Origin of the sequence: Sphingomonas sp. (assembly GCF_042095875.1) — a bacterium.
GTDB lineage: Bacteria > Pseudomonadota > Alphaproteobacteria > Sphingomonadales > Sphingomonadaceae > Sphingomonas.
In genome coordinates, this window is record NZ_JBELMJ010000035.1 from 2066 (window position 1) to 26400 (window position 24335).

The following is a 24335-nucleotide window of genomic DNA, read 5'->3' on the forward strand; positions in this document are numbered from 1 at the left end:
AGCGGTGCGGCACGATCTCGATCGTGACGAGGGCGTCGCCCGCGCCGCCCGGACCCGGCTCGCCCTTGCCCGACAGCCGCATCTGCGTGCCGTCCTCGACGCCCGCGGGCAGTTTCAGGTCGATCGTCTTGCCGTCGCCCAGCGTGATCCGCTGCGGGGCGAGCGCGGCGGCGTCGACGAAGGGGACGCGCAGGCGATAGGTGACGTTGGCGCCCTTCGCGCGCGGCTGCTGGCGACGACCGAAGCCGCCGGAAAACCCGCCGCCGCCGGCCTGACGCCCGCCGAACAACCCTTCGAAGATGTCGGACATGTCCGCGCCTTCGCCGCCGAAGTCGAACTGCTGCCCCTGGAAGCCCCCACCCATGCCACCCGGTCCGCCGGGGCGAGGACCGCCGCCGCCGAAGCCGAACGGCGCGGCGGGATTGCCGTCGCCGTCGATCTCGCCGCGGTCGAAGCGCGCGCGCTTGTCCTTGTCGGTCAGCAGGTCGTAGGCGCCCGTCACCTGGCTGAACCGCTCGGACGCCTTCGGATTGTCCTTGTTGCGGTCAGGGTGCAGCTCCTTGGCGAGCTTGCGATAAGCTTTCTTGATGTCGGCCTCGGACGCGCCCCGCGCGACGCCCAAGGTCTGGTACGGATCGGCCATTGATTCCCCGTTTGGTGTGTTACCCGACTATGTGGGGCAGGTTGGGGGTGAGTGCAATCGGCGCACTCACGCAGGTACCTCCTGCGGCGCGACGTCGACGCTGACCTCCATCGACTGCGCGCCCGAGCCGAGCACGACGCCGTCGACCGGTGCGATCTCGGCATAGTCGCGGCCGACCGCGACGATCACGTGATCGCCCGCCATCCAGATTCCGTTGGTGGGGTCGACGCCGACCCAGCCGTGATAAGGACCGCACCATAGCAGCACCCAGGCGTGCGTCGCGTCGGCGCCTACCAGCCGCTCCTGCCCGGGCGGCGGAATGGTGCGGATATAGCCCGAGGCGTAGGCCGCGGGGAGGCCGGCGGCGCGCAGGCCGGTGATCATGATCTGCGCGAAATCCTGGCACACGCCGCGCCGCTTCGCGAACGCCTCGTGCGGGGGGGTGTCGACCATGGTCGCGGTGCCGTCGAACACGAAATCGCGCTGGATCCGCTGCGCGAGCGCGATCGCCGCCTCCAGGCAGTTGCGCGCCGGATCGAGGTCGGGCGCGCAATAGTCGGCGATGTCGAGGTCGAGCGGGATCAGCGGCGAGGGGAAGAGGTAATTGGCCGGGCTCGCCGCCGTCAGGTCGTTCGATCCACGCGCCCAGGCGGCGATGTCGGCGAGCGTCGGATCGGCCTCGCCCGGCACCGGGATCAGCCGGTCGACGCGGATGCGCGCCATCGATTCGATCGTCAGCCGGCGGACCGGCTGATCGACCACCAGCCGCTTCACGTTGGCGAGTCCGGCCTCGGCCACCGCGGAATAGGTGCGGCCGCTCGGGCTGACGCGCAGCTCGTACTCCTCCACCGTCTGCCCCGGCCAATCGATCGGTTGCAGCCGAAGGTTGCAGCGCGCGAACTTGACCGCGTTGCCGTAGTCGAAGCGCGTGACGTGGACGATGTCGTAGATCATGTGTCGCTCACGCGCCAAGTCACGCCAGAGTCAGCCCGCTGGCGCGCAGCGGCTCCGCGCCCTGCAGGAAGTAGCGCCGCGCCACCGCATCGGAGATGCGCGCGAGCCGTCGCTCGACCTCGCCGAGGGTGTCGGCGTCGAGCGTCGCGGCGCGCGCGGTCGAGACGAGCGCCTTCAACTCGGTCGCCTCGACCTGCTGCGGCTCGGCCATGCCGTCGTCGCCCAGGACGGGCAGCGCCGATAGATGCGCGCAGATCGCCTCGACCTGGAACGCGAGGCTGCGCGGGTTGCCGGGGTCGAGCAGGGTCAGGTCGATCGCCGGGACGCGCGCGATGCCGGTCAGGTAGCGCTGGCGATAGCTGATCTGGCTGTTGCCCAGGTCGAGCAGCGTCGAGACATCGTCCTGGCTCGCGCCCGCCATGCCGAACGCGCGGCCTGCGCGCACGATCGCGCCCGCGCGCTCGACGCGGCGGCCCAGGTCGTGGAACCGCCACGACGCGGTGCGCCCCATATGCTCGGCCGACAGCCCCGCGATCGCGGCGTAGCGGCGCTGGAGCGAGCCCGCGCGGTCGAGCATCCCGCGATGCGTCGGGAACGGCGCGTCGAGCAGCCGCACCATGTCGGCCGACAGCCGGTCGCGGCACCCGCCGGCGATGCGGTTGATGTGGCCGTTGATCGTGTACACCGACTGCCACTCGCCCGCCTCCATCGCGGTGCGCGCGAACGGCGTCAGGTCGGTGCGGCGCAGCGACGCCGGGGCAGGGGCAGCGCCGCTCGCCACGATCTCCGCCACCAAACGCGCCACCGTGCCCGGCCCGAGCGCCGCGCCCGCGTCGGCGTCGATCGAATTGCCCAGCATCACGCGGATCGCGGCTAGCAGCGCCTCGCCGCGCTCCAGGTAGCGGCCGAGCCAGAAGAAATTGTCGGCGACGCGGCTCGGCAAGGTGCCGGGATTGCGGCGGATCTGGAGCGTGTCGGCGGCGGGCAGCAGCGAGACGGGCGCGACCGGCTCGGGTCCGTGGACGCAGACGTCGGCCGACCACATGCCCTCGCCCATCACCGCCGCGCGATCGTCGGCGTGCTCGCCGATCCGCGCGAAGCCGCCGGGCAGCACCTGCCAGCGCCCCTCGCCGTCGCGCGCGGCGAAGACGCGCAAGGTGAACGGGCGCGGGACGAGCCGGTCGCCGACGACCACCGGCATGGTCGACAGCCGCACCACCTCCTGCGCGACATAGTCCTGCGGTCGCCGCGCGAGGTCGCCCAGGAAGCGCGCGCGCTGTTCGGCGTCGAGGTCCGCGCCCGCGACCGCGCGCTCGCCCGGCAGGCCGAGCGTCGCCGCGCCGAACGCGGACAACAGCAGCATCGAGTCGAGCTCGGCCGCGACGTGCGCGCGCTCGGCCGGCTGGCCGCACCACCAGGTCGCGATCTGCGGCAGGCGCAGCTCGTCGCCGGTCAGCCGCGTGCACAATTGCGGCAGGAACGCGCCCAGCGCCGGGCTCTCCAGCACGCCCGCGCCCGGCGCGTTGGCGAGCACGACATTGCCCGCGGCATAGGCGTCGATCAGCCCCGGCACGCCAATCCGCGAGTGGCTGTCGAACGCGAGCGGATCGAGCAGCCGCGGGTCGACACGGCGCCACAAGGCGTCGATCCGCTTCAGCCCGCCGATCGTGCGGACGTAGACCTTGTCCTCCAGCGCGGCGAGGTCATCGCCCTCGACCAGCAGGAGTCCGAGATAACGGGCGAGATGCGCCTGTTCGGGGTAGCTGACGTTGTAGCGGCCGGGCGTCAGCAGCCCGATGCGGGGATCGCTGCGCTCGCACGCGGCGGCGAGCCCGTCGCGGAACGCGGCGAAGAAGGGCGCGTGACGGCGCACGTTCAATCGCGCCTGCAATCCGCCGAGCGTGCGGCTGACCGCCAGCCGGTTCTCCAGCGCGTAGCCCGCGCCCGTCGGCATGCGCAGGTGGTCGGCCAGCACGCGCCACTCGCCCGTCGGTCCGCGACCGAGCTCGATCGCGACGAAATGGAGATGATGCCCGCCCGGCGGCAACAGTCCGACCAGCGGGCGCATGAAGTGCGGGCTGCCCGTCACCACCGCGGCGGGCAGGTGGCCGCGCGACACGAGATGGCCGGCGCCGTAGAGGTCGCCGAGGATCATCTCCAGCAGCTCGGCGCGCTGGATGACCCCGCGCTCGATGTGATCCCACTCCTCGGTGTCGATCAGCATCGGCACCGGGGACAGCGGCCATGGGCGCTCGTTCGCCTCGCCGATGACGCGGAAGCCGGTGCCGATGTCGATCGAGTGACGCTGCACCCGCTCGCGTGCGTGGCCGAGGTCGTCGCCCGCGATCCCGGCGAGCTCCTCCAGCATCGCGGTCCAGGCGAGGTCGTCCGACGAGCACAGCACATCGGTGCCGCCGACGCTCGCGCAGTAATCATCGACCCAGCGGCGCGCGTGGGTGCCGGCGTCGAACAAGGCGGATTGTGTCGCCAACGCTTTCCCCAACACAGGCCCAGATGCCCGTCGCGCGGGGTCTAGGTGATGCGCGCGGCCAACACAAAGGGAAAGCGGGTCCCGCTCGGGTGCGGACACGGTGGTTGCGGCCCCGCGCGATCGGCGCGAAAGACGGGCGATGGTGGCGAGAGCGAGCGTTCGAGGACGCCGGGCAGGCGCATGAGGCAGGGTCACGTCGACTTAGCGCCGACGGGCGCGCTGGCCAGCGAGGTGCGCGACGCGGTGTCGACGCGCGCGGACGTGATCGCGGCACCACGCGGGCGCGGAATGCCGCCGACCACCGCCTGCATGAACGTGGCGGCGGTCGCCGTGGGCGAGGGCGGGGCGCCGCGCTACGGCTGGATGGCGCTGTTGTGGCCCGAGCGGTTCGTCGAGCTGGTGTTCCACGCCGTGTGGGAGCAGGCGGGGCGTTACCTGGACGTGACCGCCGCGCCGCATTCCGGCTGCGGCGCGACGACGACGCTGATCTGCGAGCCGCGTTTCATCGCGCCCGCCGACATCCGGCTGATCGCGGTCGCGCCCAGTTTCATGCCCTTGTCGCCCGCCGCGATCGACCAGCAGTATTTCGCGGTGTCGATGCGCTTCGCGGGTGTGCAGGAGCGCCTGTTCGCGCTGGTGGAGGAAGGGCGCGCGGCGCTGATCGGCGACGGGCATGACGGCCGCGTCGGTGTCCGCGCGCACGACGACGACGCGCGGACGAGCATCGCGCGGCTCGCCGCCGAGCAAGCATCGATCCAGGAGGCGAAGGCGCGGCTGCTGCGCGCGATGCGCCGCGGGCGGACGGACCGCGTCGTGCCCGCGCCCGCCGACGCGTGCTGGTGCGGATCGGGCGCGGCGTTCGCTGCCTGCTGCGGCGCCTGATCAGGCCGCGCGTTCGCCCGCGACCTGCGCCTGCGGGATGATCGTGGTCTCGGCCTGGAAGCCCAGCGTCGCGCGGCCGTGGACCGGGCCGGCGATATCGGCAACGAGGTACAAGGGCCGGCGCTTCGATTCGATGTAGAGCCGGCCGAGATACTCGCCGATCATGCCCAGCACGAACATCTGGATCGAGCTGAGCACCACGACGACCAGCATGGTCGAGGTCCAGCCCTGCACGCGGTCGCCCGCGAAATAGCCCCAGGCGATGTAGAACAGGAGCAGCAGCGACACGCCCGCGAGCACCACCGACAGGTGGCTGGCCCAGCGCAGCGGCGCGGTGGAGAAGCCGGTCACCGCGTCGAGCGCCAGTCGCACCATCTTGCCGAGCGGGTAATTGGTCTCGCCCGCGTGCCGCTCGGCGCGGTCATAGGGGAAGGGGACCTGGCGGAAGCCGACCCAGGCGACCATGCCGCGGATGAAGCGCGCCTGCTCGGGCAGCGACAGCAGCGCGTCGAGCGCGCGCCTGGTCATCAGGCGGAAGTCGCCGGTGTCGAGCGGAATCGGCGTGTCGGTGACGCGGTCGAGCACGCGGTAGAAGGCAGCGGCGGTCGCGCGCTTGAACACCGTCTCGCCCTGGCGCTTGCGGCGCACCGCGTAGACGACGTCGGCGCCCTCGCGCGCCAGCACCTCGCACATGTCGCCGAGCAGCTCGGGCGGATCCTGCAGATCGGCGTCGATGATCAGGATATACTGGCCCGCGCACAGGTCGAGCCCGGCGGTCAGCGCGAGCTGGTGACCGTGATTGCGCGACAGATTGACCGCGACGATGTGGCGATCCTCGCTCGCCAGGCGCTGCATCACTGCCCAGCTGCCGTCGCGCGAGCCGTCGTTCACCAGCACGATCTCGTGGTCGTCGCCCACCACGCCGCGCACCGCCGCCGACACGCGTGCGTGGAGCAGCGGCAGCGTCGCTTCCTCGTTGAAGCAGGGGATGACGACGGAGATCGCGGGGCGTCGAACGGGAACGGAGGGTACGGCGGGCATGGCCGCGCGGGGTAAAGCAGTGATGCCCCGAACGCAAAGGGCGAGGACGCGTGCACCGCCCTCGACCCCTTCGCCAATGCTCCGACTAGCGCTCCGCCCGCCCGCCCGGCGCGCGCTCACGTCAGCCGGTAACGACCAGCTTCACTAGCATCCCCGGCGTCAGCCGCGCGTTGTCGGCCAGGCCGTTCAGCGTCAGGAAGCGCTCACGCTGGTAGCTGGGATAGGCCATCTGGCGCGACAGCGTGTCGACGGTGTCGCCGGCCTTCACCGTCGCGATGCGGATGCGCTTGCCCTTCACCGCCGCGGCCTCGCTCGCCGACAGGGGCGCCACGCTCTCGATCAGCGGCGCGAACCCGCCCACGCCTTGCCCGCGCTGCGTGACCAATGTGAAGCTGTAGGTGGCGGACGGGAAGCGGTAGGCGACGATCGTCGCGTCGACCGCGCGCCCGTTCGCCGACGCGCCCACCGTGGAATAAGCGAACGGCACGCCGTTGGCGCTGCCCGTGCGCACCTCGCCCGCGCCCGACGCGCCCAGACTGGTGAAGCGCTGCTTGATGAAGCCCGACAGGTCGCTCGTGGCGGGCGCGGCGCGGAACTGCGCCTGGCCGGCCGGTCCGGTGACGGTCACCGCGTCGGTGCCGTTGGCGATCTGGTAGTCCGTGGGCGCGGTGAAGCGGACGCGCATCTCCGGCTGGCGGAACGTCTGCCCGTCGATCACGCCCTGCGCGGGATCGTCGTCGTAGCGCAGCCCGTCGAGTCGCCGCAGGAAGGCGGTATCCTGCGCCGGCGCGTCGTCGGGCTTGCCCGTCGCCTGCGCCAGCGCGCGCGCGCGGCGGATGCGGTCCGCGCCATTGGGGTGGGTCGAGGCCCAGGACGGTACCGCGTTCGCGTCGCGCCCGGCGATCTTCGCCTGGAGCCCGGTCGAGTCGTTCAGCTGCGCCAGCATCTCGGACGCGGCGTAAGGGTCGTAGCCCGCCGCGGTGATGTAGCGGACGCCCAGGCCGTCGGCGGCATATTCCTGATCGCGACCGTATTTCAGCGTGTAGAGCCCCGCCGCCTGCCGCGCGCCGGCGCCCAGCAACTGCCCAAGCGTGCCGTTGCCCGCGACCGCACCGACCACGCCCGACAACAGCCCGCCGATCGACGAGGTGCGGTTGCGCGCCGCGGAGTGGCGTGCGGCGACGTGGCCGACCTCGTGCCCCATCACCGAGGCGAGCTCGGCCTCCGAGTTCATCAGCGCCATCAGCTGGCGCGTCACGTAGACGTAGCCACCGGGGATCGCGAAGGCGTTCTCTACAGGTGAGTTGAGCAGCGCCACGGTGAAGTCGTTCTGCGCGTTCGACAGGCCGGACTGGACCGCGACGCGCTTGCCGACCTGCTCGACGTACGCGGCCTGTGGCCCGTCATACTTGCCGCCGAACTCGGCGAGCAGTTGCGGGTTGGCCTGAGCCCCCTGCGCGCGCTCGCTGCTGGAGATCGCGCGCACGGTGCCCGACTGGGCAAGGGCTGGGGCCGCGCAGGTGACGAGCGCGGTGGCGGCAAGCAGGTAACGCATGATATTCCTCCCGATCCGGTCAGAATGCGGGAGGGCGGCGAAGGGTTGCACGCGGGCGCGGGTACGCCCGCGCCTGCTTCGCTCCGGTCAGGCGATCCGGCGTGCGCGCTCCTCGACGATCCGCTCCAGCATCGACAGCGGCATCGCGCCCGATTCGAGCACGTCGTGGAAATGCTTGATGTCGAACTTCGCGCCCGCGATCTTCTTGGCGTTGTCGCGCGCGCGCAGCCAGGCGGCGTGGCCGATCTTGTACGAGCATGCCTGTCCGGGCGAGACGCAGTAGCGCTCGACCTCGCGCTGCGAGCGCCCGCGCGCGAAGCCGACCGTGTTGACGAAATAGTCGGTCGCCTGCGCGTGGGTCCAGCGCTTGGTATGGATGCCGGTGTCGGCCACCAAGCGCGCGGCACGGAACAGGAAGCTCTGCAGGTAGCCCGCGCGCTCGACCGGTGTCGCGTAGCCGCCGATCTCGTCCGCCAGCTGCTCGGCGTAGAGCGCCCAGCCTTCCAGATAGGCGTTGAAGAAGGCGATCTTGCGCAACGGGTGCGTCGGTGCGCGCTGCGCGGTCGAGATCTGCAGGTGATGCCCCGGCACGCCCTCGTGATAGGTCAGGCTCGGCAGCGTGTACTTGGGCCAGTCGCCGACGTTCTTGAGGTTGATCCAGTAGATCGCCGGGCGCGACCCATCGAGCGGCGCCCGGAAATAATAGCCGTTGGGCGCACCGTCCTGGATCGACGGGTCGACGCGCTTGATCTCCAGGGGCGCGGTCGGCGGGTTGGAGAAGACCCGCGGCAGCCGCGCCTGCATCGCGAGGTAGCCCTGGTTGAGGCTGGCGAGCAGCGCGGCGCGCCCGGCGTCGCTGTCGGGGTAGAGCTGCGCCGGCGACTTGTTGAGCTGGTCGAGCCGCGCGCCGACGCTGCCCTGCGTCAGCCCCTGGCCCTTGAGGATCGCGTCAAGCTGCGACGACAGGTCAGCGACCTGCTCCAGCCCCATGCGGTGCACCTCGTCCGGGGTGAGCGTGGTGGTGGTCGATTGCGCGAGTGCCGCGGCGTAGATCGCGTCGCCGCCGGGGATCGCCCACACGCCCGCGTCCGAGCGCGCGGTGCGGCGCAGGTCCTTAACCAGCGCGATCTGGCGGTCGAGCGCGGGGTAGACCTGCGACTCGACGATCTTGGTGGCGCGCGCCTGCCAGTCGCCGGGCAGGTTCGCCGCCTTCGCGCGGGTGACGAGCGACTCGACCAGCCCGCTCTCGCCCGCCGGCGCGCCGCGCAGTTTCGCCATCTGCCCCAGGGTCAGGTCGAGCGAGAAATCGGGCGCGACGCGGCCCTTCGCCGCCTCCTGCCGCTGCACCGCGCTCTCGTTGTCGAGCTGGCGCTCCATCAGCCCGAGGCGGTCGAGATACGCCTCGGCGTCGTCGGCGGTCTTGACCGGGTGGGTAGAGGCGAGGAAGTCGGGCAGCGAGAAGTACACGCCGTCCTGCTGCGAGATCGGATACGGTCCCTGCGGCGAGCCGAGCCCGAACCGCTCCGGCCCGACGATCTGCGAATCGATGTTGTACAGCACGACCTCGCGGTCGATCTTCGCCTGCGGCGACAGCGTGTCGGGGGAGACCGCCGCCACCTCGGCGCGCATCCGCTTGTACAGCGCCAGGTCCTTGGCGAGCGCGCCCGGCCCGTTGTCGCTCAGCTCGTGCCGCAAATGCGCGTTCGCGCCCTTGTCGAAGCCGAGCGAGGTCGCGAACTCGGGCGAGTTCGCCACCGTCTGCGCCAACACGTGGTCAAACGCCGCCCCCAGCTTCGCGTCGCCGGGTGCGCTGGCGGCGGGCGCGGCACCGGGGGCCGCCGCCTGCGCCAGCGCGCGCGAGAAGGGCAGCGCGGCGAGCGCCGCGGTCGCGGTTCCGGCGGCGAGAAAGTGGCGGCGATCCATGCGGGCATCCTGTGCAGAGAAGGTCAGGAGCGCGAGCCTAACCGTCCGCGCGGGTGTTGCAAGGGGATAAGACACGTGGTCGCGGCATTCACACCCGCTCGGCGGCGTTCACCATGTCGGCGGCGCGAAGTGCGGCGAGCAGGCGCATCAGCTGGTGTGCGTCGTGAACCTCGACGTCGATCGTGTTGGTGTGGAACTGCGTGTCGCGGCTGTCGAGCCGGATGTTGATGATGTTGGCCTTGTGCTGGCCGATGATCGTCGCGAGGCTGCCGAGCGTGCCGGGCTCGTTCTTGACCTCGACCGAGATGCGCGCGGTCGCGCCCTCGGTCTTGTTGCCCCATTTGACGTCGATCCAGTCGGTTTCCTCGTCCGACCGGTCGGCGAGGTCGGCGAGCGTCGCGCAGTCGATCGCGTGCACCTCGATCGAGGCGTCGGGGCGCCTGAGCCCGACGATGCGGTCGCCCGGCACCGGGTGGCAGCAGGTGCCGAGCTCGTAGGCGACGCCGGGCGCCAATCCCTCGATCGAGATCGCGCCCGATTGCGGGGCGTGCGCGATGTCGAACCCGGCCGACCCCGGCATCAGCGCTTCCATCACCTGCGCGTCGGTCAGCGTCTTGCGCGCGATCGCCTGCATCAGCGCGGCCTCGTCAGACATCTTGAGGCGCGGCAGCGCGTGGCTCAGCGCGTCGGCGGCGAGCACCGCGGGCAGGCGGAACACGATGTCGTCGTAGAGCTTGCGCCCGAGCGCGATCGACTGCTCGCGCTCGGCGGAGCGCAGGTGGCGGCGGATCGCGGCCAGCGCCTTGCCGGTGATCGCGAACGACAGCCAGTTGGCCTGCGGCTCCTGCGCCTTGGAGCGCAGCACCTGTACCTGGTCGCCGTTCTCGATCGGGGTGCGCAGCGGCACGACGCGACCGTTGATCTTCGCGCCGACCGCCTGGTCGCCGAGATCGGTGTGGACCGCGTAGGCGAAATCTATCGGCGTCGCGCCCTTCGGCAGCTGGATCAGCTCGCCCTTTGGGGTGAAGGCGAAGATGCGATCCTGGTACATCGCCATGCGCGTATGCTCGAGCAGCTCCTCGGGCGTCTCGGCATTGTCGAGGATTTCGACCAGATCGGCGATCCAGCTCGGGCGATTGTCCGGGCCGGCGGGCGCGGCGTGGTCGCCCGCCTGCTTGTACGCCCAGTGTGCGGCCAGGCCGTATTCCGCCTCGGCGTGCATCTCCTCCGTACGGATCTGGATCTCGATGCGGCGGTTCTCGGCGTGGATCACGCTGGTGTGGAGCGAGCGGTAGCCGTTGCGCTTGGGCGTCGAGATGAAGTCCTTGAACCGTCCGGGCACCATCGGCCAGCGCGCGTGGATGATGCCGAGCGCGCGGTAGCAGTCCTCGATCGTGGGCACGATGACGCGGAACGCCATGATGTCGGACAGCTGCTCGAAGCTGATATGGCGCTCCTGCATCTTGCGCCAGATGCTGTACGGGTGCTTCTCGCGCCCCGTCACCTCGCCCTCGATGCCCTTGCGCGCGAGCAGCAGCTTCAATCCCGAGCCGATCTTGGCGATGCGATCGCCGCCGCCCTCGTTCAATAGCGCGAGCCGCTTGGTGATCGACTCATATGCCTCCGGTTCGAGTTGTCGGAAGGCGAGCGTCTGCATCTCCTTCATGAACTCGTACATGCCGATCCGCTCGGCGAGCGGCGCGTAGATGTCCATCGTCTCGCGGGCGATGCGGCGGCGCTTCTCGGGTTTGGCGATGAAGTGCAGCGTGCGCATGTTGTGCAATCGGTCGGCGAGCTTCACCAGCAGCACGCGGATGTCGCCCGACATCGCGAGCAGGAACTTGCGCAGGTTCTCCGCCGCACGCTCGCTCTCGGTCTGCGCCTCGATCTTGCTGAGCTTGGTCACGCCATCGACCAGCCGCGCGACGTTGCCGCCGAAGATGCGCTCGATCTCCTCCGGCGTTGCGACCGTGTCCTCGACCGTGTCGTGCAGGATCGCGGTGGCGATCGTCTCGTCGTCGAGGTGGAGCTCGGTCAGGATGCCGGCGACCTCGATCGGGTGACTGAAATACGGGTCGCCGTTGGCGCGTTTCTGCGTGCCGTGCGCGTTGACCGAGAAGACATAGGCGCGGTTGAGCATCGCCTCGTCGGCATCCGGGTCGTAGTCGAGCACCCGGTCGACCAGTTCATACTGTCTGAGCACCGCACTAGGATGGGGTGATCGGCTGCTGCTTTGCAACACAATTGCTTCGCTCTGGCTAATCGAGCGCACGAAAAAGAGCCCCGATCGCGGGAGTTGCGACCGGGGCTCACGAGTTCGCGGCGAAGAGGGGCCGCGACCTGAAGAAGCTCGGGGGAAAGCTGCTTAGTTGGCGGCGACGTTCGACGCGGGCAGTCCGGTCTTGCCGTTGCACTTGTCGAGCTGCGCGGCGTCGTACGCCTTGCCGCCTACGCTGAACGCGGCGAGCCCGCCGACGTTGCGCGCGACCAGCTGGCACAGCACCGCGTCGCGCTCGGGCGCGCGCGCGGCGACGAACGCGCCGTTCTGCTGCAGCCACAAGGTCGAGCGCGTGATCAGCTTGGTCTTCTCGACCTTGGCAAGCGGCGTGGCGACGTAATAGCCGGTCGGGGTCTGCGCGTGCACGCCGGTGGCGGCGATGATGGCGGCGGTGGCGATGACCGAGGAGGCGATGCGACGGATCATGGGAAGGCTCCGTATAGAATAGTTGCGGATCGCTACCTAGCTTCGCTACTATTCGGTTTCAAGTGGAAACTCGCAGGTGCGAGTATCGAAACGCAACCTATCTTAGCTTCATGCGAAAAGCGTTTCGACGCGCCGGCGCCTTGCGCTAGGTTCGCCGGTGAAGAGGATGTGTGATGGGTCAAGTGCGTGAGAACCTTGCCGAATGCTCGTTGCCCGCGGCGCTGGAGCTGATGGGTGACCGCTGGGCGTTCCTGATCCTGCGCGCCGCGTTCAACGGGCTACGTCACTTCGAGGAATTGCAGGGGGAGCTCGGTATCGCGCGCAACATCCTCGCCAACCGGCTCGCGCGCTTCGTTGAGCACGGGTTGCTGGAGCGCGCCAGCGTGCCGGAGGATCGGCGCAAGATCGTCTACAATTTGACCGATAAGGGCTTCGCGCTGCTGCCGACGATGGTGGCGCTCAGGCAATGGGGCGAGCGATGGGAGACGGGCAGTCCGGCGTTCCCGATCCTGGTCGACGTGCGCGACGGCCGTCCGATCCAGCAGGTCGCGGTGCTGAGCCACGACGGCCGCGCGCTCGGCAAGGGTGACCTGCATTGGGCGCTGCCGGGCGACGTCGAGGAGACGTCGCGCGCGGGCTGAGCGCGTCACCCGGCCGGCAATTGTTCCAGGTGCGCGCGAACCGCGGGCGACAGCGGCACGGGGCGCCCGGTCGAGAGATCGACGTTGACGCTGACCATCGTGATCGCGCACGCGAGCGTGCCGGTGGCGGGATTGACCAGCTCGAACCGCTTGGTGATGCTCGACGTGCCGATCCGCTCGATGCGCACGAACGCTTCCACCTCGTCGCCCAGCCGGAACGAGGACAGGTAATCGAGTTCGGCGCGGCGGACGTTGAACTCGGTGCGGCGCCACTCGTCGCCCAGCGCTTCGGCGATACCGGTCCAGAGCCAGAATTCGCTCACCGCGACGTCGGCGTACTCGAGATAGCGCGAGTTGAAGACGATCTTCTGCCCATCGATCTCGGCGTAGCGCACCTTGAAGCGGGTCGAGAAGGCGAAGCCGGGGCGGGACACCCGACTACCTCAGAAGAACAGTCGCACACCGACGATCGCGAGCGTGACGGCGAGGATCGGGGTCAGCACGCGGTCGGACACGCGCGTCGCGATCAGGCTGCCGACGATGATGCCGGGGATCGAGCCGAGCAGCAGCGAGACGAGCAGGCTCACGTCGACCGAGCCCATCCACCAATGGCCGATCCCGGCGATCAGCGTCAGCGGCACCGCGTGCGCGATGTCGGACCCGACTAGCCGGTTCACCGGAAGCTGCGGGTAGAGGATCAGCAGCGCCGTCATGCCGAGCGCGCCCGCGCCGACCGAGGTCAGTGATACGGTGACGCCCAGCACGGCGCCCAGCAGCACGGTCAGTCCCCCCAGCCGACGCGGCGACATGGCGGCGAAGCGCGGGGTGAGCCGCGCGACGATGCGCGCGCGAAAGAACAAGGCGGCTGCGGTCGCCACCAGCGCCGCGCCGAGCACCAGCGCGATCACGCCGCTCACGTCGCTGGTGCGCGAGATCTGGCTGAGGCACAGCAAGGTCACGATCGTCGCGGGCACGCTGCCGATGGCCAGCCGCCGCACCACCGACCAGTCCACCGTACCGCGCGCGTCGTGCACGGTGGTCCCGACCGCCTTGGTCGCGGACGCGTAGAGCAGGTCGGTGCCGACCGCCGTTGTCGGGTGGAACCCGAACAGCAGGACGAGCAGCGGCGTCATCAGCGACCCGCCGCCGACGCCGGTCAACCCGACCAGCATCCCGACGAAGACGCCCGCGAGCGAGTAGAGCGGCGTGATGGCGATGACACGAACTCCGACGGTGACGCGATGGGAAACGAGATAGCGGACGGGTAAGGCGGGGTGCGGCCGTCTACAGCGCCTGGCCGCCCGCGCGGCCAGGCGTGTTGACGCCCATCGATTGCAGGTAGCGCTTCACGTTGCGCGCCGCCTGGCGCAGCCGCTGCTCGTTCTCGACCATCGCGATCCGCACGAAACCCTCGCCATTCTCGCCGTAACCGACGCCCGGCGCGACCGCGACGTGCGCGTGGGTGAGCAATTGCTTGGAGAATTCGAGACTGCCGAGGTGCGCGAGTGCTGGCGGCAGCGGCGCCCAGGCGAACATGCTGGCGGGCGGGGCGGGGATGTCCCAGCCGGCGCGCGCGAAGCTCTCCACCATCACGTCGCGGCGCTTGTGATAGAGCTGGCGGTTCTTCTCCACGATGTCCTGCGGGCCGTTCAGCGCCGCGCATGCCGCCGCCTGGATCGGGGTGAAGGCGCCATAGTCGAGGTAGGACTTCACCCGCGTCATCGCCGCGATCAGCGTCTTGTTGCCTACCGCGAAGCCGATCCGCCAACCCGCCATCGAGTAGGTCTTGCTGAGCGAGGTGAACTCGATCGCGACGTCCTTCGCACCCTTGACCTGCAGGATCGAGGGCGTGGGACGTCCGTCGAAGTACAGCTCTGAATAAGCGAGGTCGGAGATGATCCACACGCCATTGTGGCGCGCCCAGGCGACCAGCCGCTCGTAGAAGGCGAGGTCCACCGCTTCGGCGGTCGGGTTTGACGGGTAATTGACCACTAGCACGCTGGGCCGCGGCACGGTGAAGTTCATCGCGCGCTCTAGACTCTCGAAGTAAGCGTCGTCGGGCGTCGTCGGCACCGCGCGAATCGTCGCGCCCGCGATGATGAAACCGAACGTGTGAATCGGGTAGGACGGGTTGGGCGCGAGCACCACGTCGCCGGGCGCGGTGATCGCGGTGGCGAGGCTGGCGAGGCCTTCCTTCGATCCCATGGTGACGACGACCTCGGTCTCCGGGTCGACCTCGACGCCGAAACGGCGGCCGTAATAGTTCGCCTGCGCGCGGCGCAGCCCGGGAATGCCCTTCGACGCAGAGTAACCGTGCGCGTCGGGCTTCTTCGCCACCTCGATCAGCTTCTCGATCACGTGGTCGGGCGGCGGCAGGTCGGGGTTGCCCATACCGAGATCGATGATGTCCTCCCCGCCCGCGCGCGCCGCGGCCCGCATCGCGTTCACTTCCGCGATCACGTACGGCGGCAGACGCTTCATGCGGTAGAATTCGTCGGACATCATGCTCCCTTTCGCGCGTTCACTATACGGGCGAACGCGGCTAGATACTAATGGCGGTTCTGCTTCGCGGCGGCAAAGATAAGCAACGCGGACGAGCAGCGAGACGGGAGAGATGCGGGTGGTCGATCGATCGAGCAACCAGGGAGCCGGCGAGGGCGCGGCCAAGTCGCCCGCCGCGATCGCGGTCGAGCAATGGACCGCGCTGATGACGCAGGCGCAAGGCGCGATGGTCGAGGCGAGCAAGGCGCTGCCCGGCGCCGCGCAGGGGCAGGCCGCGCGGCAGGTGGCCGATTTCTGGCGCGACCAGCTGGGATTGTGGGAACGCTTCATGGCGCCTGTCACCGGGGAGCGCGCGCCGGAGAAGGACAAGCGCTTCGCCGACGAGGCGTGGCGCAGCCCCGCGTTCGACTGGATACGGCAGAGTTACGCGCTGATGTCCGACCATCTGCTGCACGGCGTCGACGCGCTCGACGGGGTGGACGAGGCGCAGCGCGCGCAGCTTCGCTTTGCCGCCAAGGGGTTGGTGGATGCGATGAGCCCGTCCAACTTCCCCTTCACCAACCCGCAGGTGATGCAGGAAGCGATCGCCAGCAACGGCCAGAACCTGGTCAAGGGCATGCAGAACCTCGTCGCCGACCTCGGTCGCGGGCAATTGACCCACACCGACGCGACCGCGTTCGAGCTCGGGCGCAACCTCGCGGTCACGCCGGGCCAGGTGGTAAAGCGGACGCGGCTGTACGAGCTGATCCACTACGCGCCGACGACCGAGCGCGTGCTGGAGACGCCGCTGGTCATCTTCCCGCCGTGGATCAACCGCTTCTACATTCTGGACCTGACGCCGGAGAAGAGCTTCATCCGCTGGGCGGTAGAGCAGGGCGTCAGCGTGTTCATGGTGTCGTGGAAGTCCGCCGACGCGAGCATGGCGGACGTGACCTGGGACGGTTACGTCGCGGCGCAGGTCGACGCGATCGACACGATCCGCGACCTGCTGGGCGTCGCGGACGTGCACGCGATCGGTTACTGCGTCGCGGGCACCACGCTCGCCGCGACGCTCGCCTATCTCGCGGCGCGCGGGGAAGCGGAGAAGGTGCGAAGCGCGACCTTCTTCACCGCGCAGGTCGACTTCGCCAACGCGGGCGAGCTCAAGCATTTCGTCACGGCCGAGCAGCTCGGGCTTATCCGCTCGTTGTCGCCCGAGGGTTTCCTCGACGGGCGCTACATGGCGGCGACGTTCAACCTGCTGCGCGCGCGCGACCTGATCTGGAACTACGTCACCAACAATTACCTGCTCGGCAAAAGCTATCCCGCGTTCGACCTGCTGCACTGGAACGGCGACGTCACCAATTTGCCGGCCGGGTGGCACCACAGCTACCTGACCGACCTGTACCGCGACAATCTGCTGGTCGAACCGGGGCGGATGTCGGTGAACGGCACGCCGCTCGACCTCACGCGCGTGGAGACGCCCGCTTTCATCCAGGCGGGGCGCGAGGACCATATCGCGCCAGCGGAGAGCGTGTGGGAACTGACCCAGCACTTCAGCGGTCCCGTGCGCTTCGTGCTCGCCGGGTCGGGGCATATCGCGGGCGTGGTCAATCCGCCGGCGGCGAAGAAGTACCAGTACTGGACCGTCGAAGCGGACGGCGACGCACCGACGACCCTGGCCGAGTTCGTCGCGGCGGCGCAGGAGACGAAGGGTAGCTGGTGGCCTTATTGGGTCGCGTGGCTGCGCGAACACGGCGAGGACACCGTCGAGGCGAGCGGCGCGCGTCAGCCGGGCGAGGGTGCGTTGCCCGCGATCGAGCCTGCGCCGGGAAGCTACGTCCGCCAGCGCTGATCATTATTGCTGCACTGCACAAAATCGCTTGAACGTACGAACCACAAGCGTTATTGTGCAATGCAGCAAGAATGGATGAGGAAGCGTTTGTGGCCGATGTGACCGCCAAGCCGCGGGCTGCCCGCACGTCGAAGCGCGCACCTGTCGCTGTCCCCTTCATGCCGACCGCGCAGGCTGACACCGACAAGTCGCTGACCGAGGTCATCGAGGAGATCGCGCACCTGCCGATCGACCTGACCTCCGTCGCCGATGCCGCCGATGCGATGCCGGTCGAGGCGGCAGCAGCCGAGCCGGCGATGCCTGAGCCGGTGGCGGACACGGCGCTGCAACCTCAATCCGATCACACGACCGCCGCAACCACGGCACCCGACAGCCAAGAGGACGACACCATGACCGACACGATGCAGAACACCGCCGAGACGATGCAGGCCAACGCGCAGGACGCGATGAGCAAGGGCAAGCAGGCGTTCGACGACATGACCGCCTTCGGTCAGGGCAACGTCGAGGCGATGGTCGAATCGACCCGCGTCGCGGTGAAGGGTATGGAGGCGATGGCGCAGGCGCGCGCCGCCTTCGCCAAGCAGTCGTTCGAGACGACCGTGCAAACGCTCAAGTCGATGAGCGAAGTCCGCTCGCCCGCCGACCTGTTCAAGCTGCAGGGCGCGTATCTGCGCAATTCGATGGACGCGCTGGTCGCCGAGACCTCGCGTTCGACCGAGGCGACGCTGAAGCTGGTCGGCGAGATCGCGCAGCCGATCCAGAACCGCGTCGCGCTCGCCGCCGAGAAGGTGCGCACCGCGGCCTGAGCCGACTGCCTGGTTGATTGGTGAAAAGGGCGGGTTGGCGCGTGCCGGTCCGCCCTTTTCCTGTTCGATGCTCTTGCCCTCGGGCCCCGCGTTGCCATATTTTGCCGGGTGCGAATGATGTCCGAGATCGAACTATACACGCCGGCGCTGATGGCCGAGCGACGCGGCGGTGACAGCGACGGCGACGATACCGGCGTCGGGATCGCGACGCGCACGCGTGCCAAGACCAAGAAGCCGACGCCGTACCGCGTGCTGATGCTCAACGACGATTACACGCCGATGGAATTCGTCGTCCTGTGCCTGCAACGCTTCTTCCGCATGAACGCCGAGGAAGCGACGCGCGTCATGCTTCACGTGCACCAGAAAGGCGTGGGCGTCTGCGGGGTCTTCTCCTACGAGGTCGCGGAGACCAAGGTCAGCCAGGTGATGGACTTCGCGCGGCAGCACCAGCACCCGCTGCAGTGCACGCTGGAAAAGGCGTGACGCTCGATCGGATTCACGGCTTGGCAATCGGCTGAGCGCATCTAGTCTCGCTGCCCGCCGCAGGAGAGACGATGATGACCGACGACATACGCGACCGCGCGGTCGCCATCTACGACCGCTTTACCCACGACCATCGCGACCGGCGCACGCTGCTGCGCGAGATGACGTTGCTGACCGGCAGCGTGCTCGCGGCCGAGGCGATGATCGGCGGGATCTCCGCCTCGCCGGCTGCCGCGGCGGTGATCGCGCCCGATGACCGTCGGCTGGTCGTGTCGCCCGGCGCCGCCATTCCGGTCGACGGCGGCGAGCCGATTTCCGCCTATGTGGCAATGCCGCGCGGCAAGCGGTTCCGCGCGACCGTGCTGGTGTTCCACGAGAACCGCGGACTGACGCCGCACATCCAGGACGTGGCGCGCCGCGTCGCGTTGGCGGGCTTCGTCGCGGTCGCGCCCGACTTCCTGTCCAACGCCGGCGGCACGCCCGCAGACGAGGACCGCGCGCGAGAGATGATCGCCGCGGCCAATCTGGACACGATCGTCGGCGAGGCCGCGGGGGTCGTGCGACACCTCGCGGGTACGAAGACGCCGCCGACGCGGGTCGGCGCGATCGGCTTCTGCTGGGGCGGAGCGTTGGTCAACCGGGTTGCGCTGCGCGCCGGCGACCGGTTGAGCGCGGGTGTCGCTTACTACGGCCCGGCACCCGACCCGGCGGAAGCGGCGAAGGTCGCAGCCCCCCTGATGCTGCACTATGCCGGCAAGGACGCTCGCGTCGCGCAGACCGGCGAACCATGGGTCGCCGCGCTCAAGGCCGAGGGTAAGCGGGTCGAGGCCTACACCTATCCGGGCGTCGACCACGCGTTCAACAACGACACCTCGGCGCAGCGGTACAACAAGGCCGCGGCCGATCTCGCCTGGTCACGCACCCTCGCTTTCCTACACCGCTACCTTGACGGCTGAGCGCGCACGTGTTCTCATCATGTTCCGACCAGGGGGATGATCAATGCTGACCTTCTTCACCAATCCAATGTCGCGCGGGCGGATCGTGCGCTGGATGTTGGAGGAGGTCGGCGCGCCGTACGAGACGGTCGTGACGCAGTGGGGGCGCGGCTCTACCCGAACTGCTCGCCGCCAACCGCTTGGCAAGGTGCCGACGATCGTTCACGACGGCGCCGCGGTCAGCGAAACGGCGGCGATCTGCGCCTATCTGGCTGAGGCGTTCCCCGACGCGGGACTGGCACCGCGCGCCGACGCGCGCGGGGCTTATTATCGCTTGCTGTTCTTCACTGCCGGCCCGATCGAGGCGGCGATGATGGACAGCCACTTGGGCGTGACCCTGCCGCCGGAGAAGGAAGCGATGATCGGCTACGGCAATCTCGCGCGCGCGGTCGACGTGCTCGAAGGTGCCGTGTCGGCGCACGACTATATCGCCGGCCGCGCTTCACCGCCGCCGACGTCTACGTCGGTAGCTCGATCGACTTCTTCACGCAGTTCGGCATGCTGGAGAAGCGCGAGGCGTTTGCGCGCTACCTCGATCGGCTGCGCGATCGTCCCGCCTGGGTCCGCGCGCGCGCGATCGACGACGCACTCATCGCGGCGGCGCAGCAGTAAGCGCGGCACGTCGGCGCGCGACGCGCGCGAGGATCGCGTGTCTCTCGTCCACGCTCGCGCCAGACCAGCCGGCAATCTCGTCCAGGGTGCGCTGACAGCCCAGGCACAAACCGCTCGGGCGATCAATCGTGCACACCAAGGTGCAAGGGGAGGGCGGATCGTCGGTCATTACGCCTGCCGATAGCAGGTCAGCCGCGCGCCGCCATCTCGTCGGATGTACCATCCGCCAGCTTGAGCGGGGGTAGCGGCCGCAGCGCGTCCGATGCCGCGCGCTGCTCGGTCAGAATCTGCCACGCGGTGATGAACAGAGCAGCGACGACCGGGCCGACGACGATTCCGCTCAGTCCCAGCAGCTCGATGCCGCCCAATGTGGTGACCAGCACGACCCAGTCAGGAATGCCTGTGTCGCGTCCGACCAGGATCGGGCGCAGCACATTGTCGGCGCTGCCGATCACCAGCACGCCCGACACGATCACCACCGCCGCCTGCCAGATCGCGCTGGTGGCGAGCAGGTAGATCGCGACCGGCGCCCAGACGATCGCGGGACCGATCGCGGGCAAGAGCGACGCCACCGCCATCAGCAATCCCCACAGCAGCGCGGCGGGCAGGCCGACGATCGCGAAGGTGATGGCGCCGAGCGCGCCCTGAACAAGCCCGACGATCACCGATCCCTTGATCGTCGCGCGGGTCACCGCGACGAACCGGTCGACCAGCCGCGTCGTGACGCCGCGCTCGAGCGGGATCGCGTGGCACACCGCCGCGCCGAGCCGCTCGCCGTCGCGCAGCAGGAAGAAGGTGACGTACAGCGCGACACCGAAGCCCAGCAGCGCGGCGAAGGCGTCGCGTCCGATCGACAGCGCCTGGCTGGCGATGCCGCTCACGCGGCTGCCGATCACATTGGAGAAGCGCGCCTGCGTGCGCTCGAAGCTATCGAGGCCGGCGCGGTCGGCGAGCTGCTGCAACCGGTCGGGCAGCGCGTCGTGCACCTGTCGGAAATAGGCGGTAAAGTTGATCTGCCCGGTGCGGACCTTGGCGTAGACGCCGCTCGCCTGGTCGACCACCAACGTGCCGATCACCATCGCCGGGATCACCACCGCGACGGTGATGATCAGCAGCGTCAGCAGGGCCGCGGTGTTGGCGCGTCCGGGAAGGTGCGAGAAGATGCGATTGAAGAGCGGTTGAAACAGGATCGCGGCCAGCATGCTCCACAGCAGCGCCACCGCGAACGTCGACACCACGGCGCCGAGCAGCAGCGTTATGAGGAAGACGAACAGCACCAATCCGCCGTTCTCGATACGTCGCCCGTTCATCATCGCTGCCTGTGATCCCCCCGTGCGCCGATCGATCCACCGGCACGATCGGCATCTGTTGTAGCCGTTCAACCGTCACGTTAGCGCGACGGTTCCGGTGCGGTGGCACGAAGGGCCGCCACTCGACCGGTTATGATCCTGATGCCAGGAGGACGATTGTCGCACTCGCGGATCGGCCCCGCTACGCGATCGCCGCGGATCAGACGGTCAGCGTCATCTGAAGGAAGTCGGGGATCGGGCCGTTCCAGCCCTCGTCCGGGCCGTCGTCGGGGTCGTGCCGCGCGGGGCCGCGGCGCTGATCGCTCCGGCCGTCACGGGTGTCGCGGCGCCGGTCGTGCCGTTCGTCGCGCGCCGTGGCGGGGAGCGCGGCACGCGTCGGCGCGGCCTCGACCGGTTCGGCCGGTGGCTGCGCGGCCTGCTGGTCGGTGTCGTGCGCCGCCGCCTGCTCGGCACGCGGACGACGCTCACCGCGGTTGCCCCGCTCGCGGCGCGGCTCACGGGCGGGCCGATCCGCCTCCGGCTCGCCGGGCAGCGCGTCGAGCGTCTTGATCTTCTCGCCGGTCAGCTTCTCGATATTCTGGATGTTCTCCGCGTCATCGGGGGCGACCAGCGTATAGGCGATGCCCGTCGCACCCGCGCGGCCCGTGCGGCCGATGCGGTGGACGTAATCGTCGGGATGCCACGGCGCGTCGAAGTTGACGACGTGGCTCACCCCCTTCACGTCGAGCCCGCGCGCCGCGACGTCGGAGGCGACCAGAATGTTGACGTCGCCGTTCTTGAACCGCTCCAGTTCGGCGATGCGCGCCGACTGATCCATGTCGCCGTGGATCTCGCCGCTCTTGAACCCGTGACCCTGCAGGCTCTTGTTGAGCTCGCGCACCGTGGTCTTGCGGTTGCAGAAGATGATCGCAGTGCGCACGTCCTCGCCGCGAAGTAGCTGCCGCACGACCTTGCGCTTCTCGAACGCCTGACCCTTCACGGGTACCACCCACTGCGTGATGTTGGTGTTGGTGGTGGCGGGGCGCGCGACCTGGATCGTCTTGGGATTGGTCAGGAAGCGATCGGCGAGCTTCTTGATCGGCGCGGGCATCGTGGCGGAGAACAGCAGCGTCTGTCGCTGGGCCGGCAGCTTGGTGCAGATTTCCTCGATATCGGGGATAAACCCCATGTCGAGCATCCGGTCGGCCTCGTCGATCACCAGCATCGAACAGCCCGTCAGCAGGATCTTGCCGCGCCCGAACAGGTCCATCAACCGCCCCGGTGTGGCGATCAGCACGTCGACGCCCTTTTCCAGCGCCTTGACCTGGTCGCCCATCTGCACGCCGCCGATCAGCAGCGCCATCGATAGCTTGTGGTACTTGCCATACTGCTCGAAATTGTCGGCGACCTGCGCGGCGAGTTCGCGCGTCGGCTCCAGGATCAGGCTGCGCGGCATCCGCGCGCGGCTGCGGCCGTGCGCCAGGATGTCGATCATCGGCAGCACGAACGACGCGGTCTTGCCCGTGCCCGTCTGCGCGATCGCGACCATGTCGCGCATCATCAGCACAGAGGGGATGGCCGACGCCTGGATCGGGGTCGGCTCGGTATAGCCGGTGTCGCCCACCGCCCGGAGTAGTTCGTCGGAAAGGCCGAGGTCGGCGAAGCTCATGCAGGTGTCCGATTGGGCGCCAACGCGATATTGGCCGACTTCCACCCCGCGCGCTCTCTTATCGGCGCAACAAAGTCAAGGAAAAGCACTCCTTGGGAGTGTGAGGCAGCCGCTAGAACGATCGCGGCATGCCCAGCACGTGCTCCCCGACGTAGCTGAGGATCAGGTTCGAACTGATCGGCGCCACCTGGTACAGCCGGGTCTCGCGAAACTTGCGCTCGACGTCATATTCGGCGGCGAAGGCGAACCCGCCGTGCGTTTGCATGCAGGCGTTCGCCGCCTTCCACGATGCCTCCGCGGCGAGGTGCTTGGCCATGTTCGCCTCCGCGCCGCACGGCTGTCCGGCATCGAACAAGCGGCACGCCTCGTACCGCATCAGGTCGGCGGCGCGGGTCTCCATGTACGCCTGCGCGATCGGGAACTGAACGCCCTGATTCTTCGCGATCGGCCGATCGAACACGACCCGCTGCGAGCCATACGCCACCGACCGCTCGACGAACCAATAGCCATCGCCGATACATTCCGCCGCGATCAGCGCGCGCTCGGCATTCAGCCCGTCCATGATGTAGCGAAAGCCGCTGCCTTCCTCGCCGATCAGGCTGTCGGCCGGCAGGTGGAGGTCGTCGAAGAAGACTTCGTTGGTCTCATGGTTGACCATGTTGCGGATCGGCCGCACCGACATGCCGCGTCCGATCGCCTGGTGCAGGTCGACGAGGAAGATCGACAGACCGTCCGCCTTCTTCGCGACCTGATCGAGCGGGGTGGTGCGCGCGAGCAGGATCATCAGGTCGGAATGCTGGATACGGCTGATCCACACCTTCTGCCCGTTGACCACCCAGCCATCGCCGCGCCGCTCAGCGCGCGTCCTGAGCTCGGTGGTGTTGGTGCCGGTGGTCGGCTCCGTCACCGCCATGGATTGCAGGCGCAGGTCGCCGCGCGCGATGTCGGGCAGGAAGCGCCGCTTCTGTTCCTCGCTGCCGTGTCGCAGCAGCGTGTTCATGTTGTACATCTGCCCGTGGCACGCGCCGGAATTGCCGCCGGCGCGGTTGATCTCCTCCATGATGATCGACGCTTCGGTCAGGCCGAGCCCGGCACCGCCGAACCGTTCGGGGATCAGCGCCGCCATCCACCCGGCGCGGGTCAGCGCGTCGACGAACGCCTCGGGGTAGCCGCGCTGCTCGTCCACCTCGCGGAAGTAAGCGTCGCCGAACCCGGCAACGAGCTGACGCACTGCGTCGCGGATCTCGGGGTAGTCGGTGCGGGCGGCGGGGATCATGCGCGAACCTTCGTGACCACGCCGATGGAGCGCGT

General features: G+C 69.0%; 21 protein-coding genes and 1 pseudogene. 7 read left to right on the forward strand and 15 right to left on the reverse strand.

The window, feature by feature from the left end; all coding sequences use genetic code 11:
* The 3 genes from ACFDS6_RS12240 to ACFDS6_RS12250 all read right to left on the reverse strand — a co-directional run.
* Nucleotides 1-643: DnaJ domain-containing protein (locus ACFDS6_RS12240; RefSeq protein ID WP_375272456.1), on the reverse strand; the 643-nt coding region annotated here is incomplete at its 3' end.
* Between the two features lie 66 nt (nucleotides 644-709).
* Nucleotides 710-1597, reverse strand: a complete 888-nt coding sequence (locus tag ACFDS6_RS12245; RefSeq protein WP_375272457.1) for a transglutaminase domain-containing protein — start codon at nucleotides 1595-1597, stop codon at nucleotides 710-712.
* A 19-nt stretch (nucleotides 1598-1616) separates the two neighbouring features.
* Complete coding sequence (locus tag ACFDS6_RS12250; protein WP_375272458.1) at nucleotides 1617-4088, reverse strand: circularly permuted type 2 ATP-grasp protein; 2472 nt, start codon at nucleotides 4086-4088, stop codon at nucleotides 1617-1619.
* A gap of 180 nt (nucleotides 4089-4268) precedes the next feature.
* Here ACFDS6_RS12250 and ACFDS6_RS12255 point away from each other — a divergent pair, with 180 nt between their 5' ends.
* Complete coding sequence (locus ACFDS6_RS12255) at nucleotides 4269-4970, forward strand: SEC-C metal-binding domain-containing protein (RefSeq protein ID WP_375272459.1); 702 nt, start codon at nucleotides 4269-4271, stop codon at nucleotides 4968-4970.
* On the opposite strand, the gene ACFDS6_RS12260 is transcribed toward ACFDS6_RS12255, so the two are convergent.
* The 5 genes from ACFDS6_RS12260 to ACFDS6_RS12280 all read right to left on the reverse strand — a co-directional run bounded on the left by ACFDS6_RS12260 (nucleotide 4971) and on the right by ACFDS6_RS12280 (nucleotide 12193).
* A complete protein-coding gene (locus tag ACFDS6_RS12260) occupies nucleotides 4971-6011 on the reverse strand; it encodes a glycosyltransferase family 2 protein (protein ID WP_375272460.1) in 1041 nt (346 codons plus the stop codon). It abuts the gene before it with no gap.
* A gap of 121 nt (nucleotides 6012-6132) precedes the next feature.
* Complete coding sequence (locus ACFDS6_RS12265) at nucleotides 6133-7566, reverse strand: M48 family metalloprotease (protein ID WP_375272461.1); 1434 nt, start codon at nucleotides 7564-7566, stop codon at nucleotides 6133-6135.
* A gap of 87 nt (nucleotides 7567-7653) precedes the next feature.
* Nucleotides 7654-9489 carry a DUF885 family protein gene (locus tag ACFDS6_RS12270; RefSeq protein ID WP_375272462.1) on the reverse strand — a complete coding sequence of 612 codons (1836 nt, stop codon included), beginning with the start codon at nucleotides 9487-9489 and terminating at the stop codon, nucleotides 7654-7656.
* An 88-nt stretch (nucleotides 9490-9577) separates the two neighbouring features.
* Nucleotides 9578-11692, reverse strand: coding sequence for a RelA/SpoT family protein (locus ACFDS6_RS12275; protein WP_375272463.1), 2115 nt, complete (start codon nucleotides 11690-11692; stop codon nucleotides 9578-9580).
* 162 nt (nucleotides 11693-11854) lie between these two features.
* The gene (locus ACFDS6_RS12280) at nucleotides 11855-12193 is read right to left on the reverse strand and encodes a hypothetical protein (RefSeq protein ID WP_375272464.1); all 339 of its coding nucleotides are present in this window, start codon (nucleotides 12191-12193) and stop codon (nucleotides 11855-11857) included.
* A gap of 173 nt (nucleotides 12194-12366) precedes the next feature.
* On the opposite strand from ACFDS6_RS12280, the gene ACFDS6_RS12285 reads away from it, so the two are divergent.
* Nucleotides 12367-12834, forward strand: a complete 468-nt coding sequence (locus ACFDS6_RS12285) for a winged helix-turn-helix transcriptional regulator (RefSeq protein WP_375272465.1) — start codon at nucleotides 12367-12369, stop codon at nucleotides 12832-12834.
* Nucleotides 12835-12839: 5 nt separating this feature from the next.
* Here ACFDS6_RS12285 and ACFDS6_RS12290 read toward each other — a convergent pair whose 3' ends face one another.
* From ACFDS6_RS12290 to ACFDS6_RS12300, 3 genes are all read right to left on the reverse strand, one after another.
* Nucleotides 12840-13268 carry an acyl-CoA thioesterase gene (locus tag ACFDS6_RS12290; RefSeq protein WP_375272466.1) on the reverse strand — a complete coding sequence of 143 codons (429 nt, stop codon included), beginning with the start codon at nucleotides 13266-13268 and terminating at the stop codon, nucleotides 12840-12842.
* A gap of 9 nt (nucleotides 13269-13277) precedes the next feature.
* Nucleotides 13278-14051 carry a sulfite exporter TauE/SafE family protein gene (locus ACFDS6_RS12295; protein ID WP_375272484.1) on the reverse strand — a complete coding sequence of 258 codons (774 nt, stop codon included), beginning with the start codon at nucleotides 14049-14051 and terminating at the stop codon, nucleotides 13278-13280.
* A gap of 67 nt (nucleotides 14052-14118) precedes the next feature.
* Complete coding sequence (locus tag ACFDS6_RS12300; RefSeq protein ID WP_375272467.1) at nucleotides 14119-15336, reverse strand: LL-diaminopimelate aminotransferase; 1218 nt, start codon at nucleotides 15334-15336, stop codon at nucleotides 14119-14121.
* A 112-nt stretch (nucleotides 15337-15448) separates the two neighbouring features.
* Here ACFDS6_RS12300 and ACFDS6_RS12305 point away from each other — a divergent pair, with 112 nt between their 5' ends.
* The 5 genes and pseudogenes from ACFDS6_RS12305 (at nucleotide 15449) to ACFDS6_RS12325 (ending at nucleotide 20066) form a co-directional block, all read left to right on the forward strand.
* Nucleotides 15449-17170 (forward strand): PHA/PHB synthase family protein, encoded by a 1722-nt coding sequence (locus tag ACFDS6_RS12305; protein ID WP_375272468.1) that lies wholly within the window; start codon nucleotides 15449-15451, stop codon nucleotides 17168-17170.
* Nucleotides 17171-17259: 89 nt separating this feature from the next.
* Nucleotides 17260-17976 (forward strand): phasin family protein, encoded by a 717-nt coding sequence (locus ACFDS6_RS12310; RefSeq protein WP_375272469.1) that lies wholly within the window; start codon nucleotides 17260-17262, stop codon nucleotides 17974-17976.
* 150 nt (nucleotides 17977-18126) lie between these two features.
* On the forward strand, nucleotides 18127-18459 hold the full coding sequence (clpS, locus tag ACFDS6_RS12315) for an ATP-dependent Clp protease adapter ClpS (RefSeq protein WP_375272485.1): 333 nt from the start codon (nucleotides 18127-18129) through the stop codon (nucleotides 18457-18459).
* A 71-nt stretch (nucleotides 18460-18530) separates the two neighbouring features.
* Nucleotides 18531-19415, forward strand: coding sequence for a dienelactone hydrolase family protein (locus ACFDS6_RS12320; protein ID WP_375272470.1), 885 nt, complete (start codon nucleotides 18531-18533; stop codon nucleotides 19413-19415).
* Between the two features lie 43 nt (nucleotides 19416-19458).
* A pseudogene (locus tag ACFDS6_RS12325) lies at nucleotides 19459-20066 on the forward strand (glutathione S-transferase family protein).
* Here ACFDS6_RS12325 and ACFDS6_RS12330 read toward each other — a convergent pair.
* From ACFDS6_RS12330 to ACFDS6_RS12345, 4 genes are all read right to left on the reverse strand, one after another.
* Complete coding sequence (locus ACFDS6_RS12330) at nucleotides 20044-20289, reverse strand: DUF1289 domain-containing protein (RefSeq protein ID WP_375272471.1); 246 nt, start codon at nucleotides 20287-20289, stop codon at nucleotides 20044-20046. The pseudogene ACFDS6_RS12325 and the gene ACFDS6_RS12330 overlap by 23 nt on opposite strands.
* Entirely contained in the window at nucleotides 20255-21379 is a 1125-nt protein-coding gene (locus ACFDS6_RS12335; RefSeq protein WP_375272472.1) for an AI-2E family transporter, read from the reverse strand. The genes ACFDS6_RS12330 and ACFDS6_RS12335 overlap by 35 nt, the downstream gene beginning before the upstream one ends.
* Before the next feature lie 196 nt (nucleotides 21380-21575).
* Nucleotides 21576-23024, reverse strand: a complete 1449-nt coding sequence (locus tag ACFDS6_RS12340) for a DEAD/DEAH box helicase (RefSeq protein ID WP_375272473.1) — start codon at nucleotides 23022-23024, stop codon at nucleotides 21576-21578.
* Between the two features lie 112 nt (nucleotides 23025-23136).
* Nucleotides 23137-24300: an acyl-CoA dehydrogenase family protein gene (locus ACFDS6_RS12345; protein WP_375272474.1), complete on the reverse strand. Its 1164-nt coding sequence runs from the start codon at nucleotides 24298-24300 to the stop codon at nucleotides 23137-23139.
* Between the last annotated feature and the right edge of the window lie 35 nt (nucleotides 24301-24335).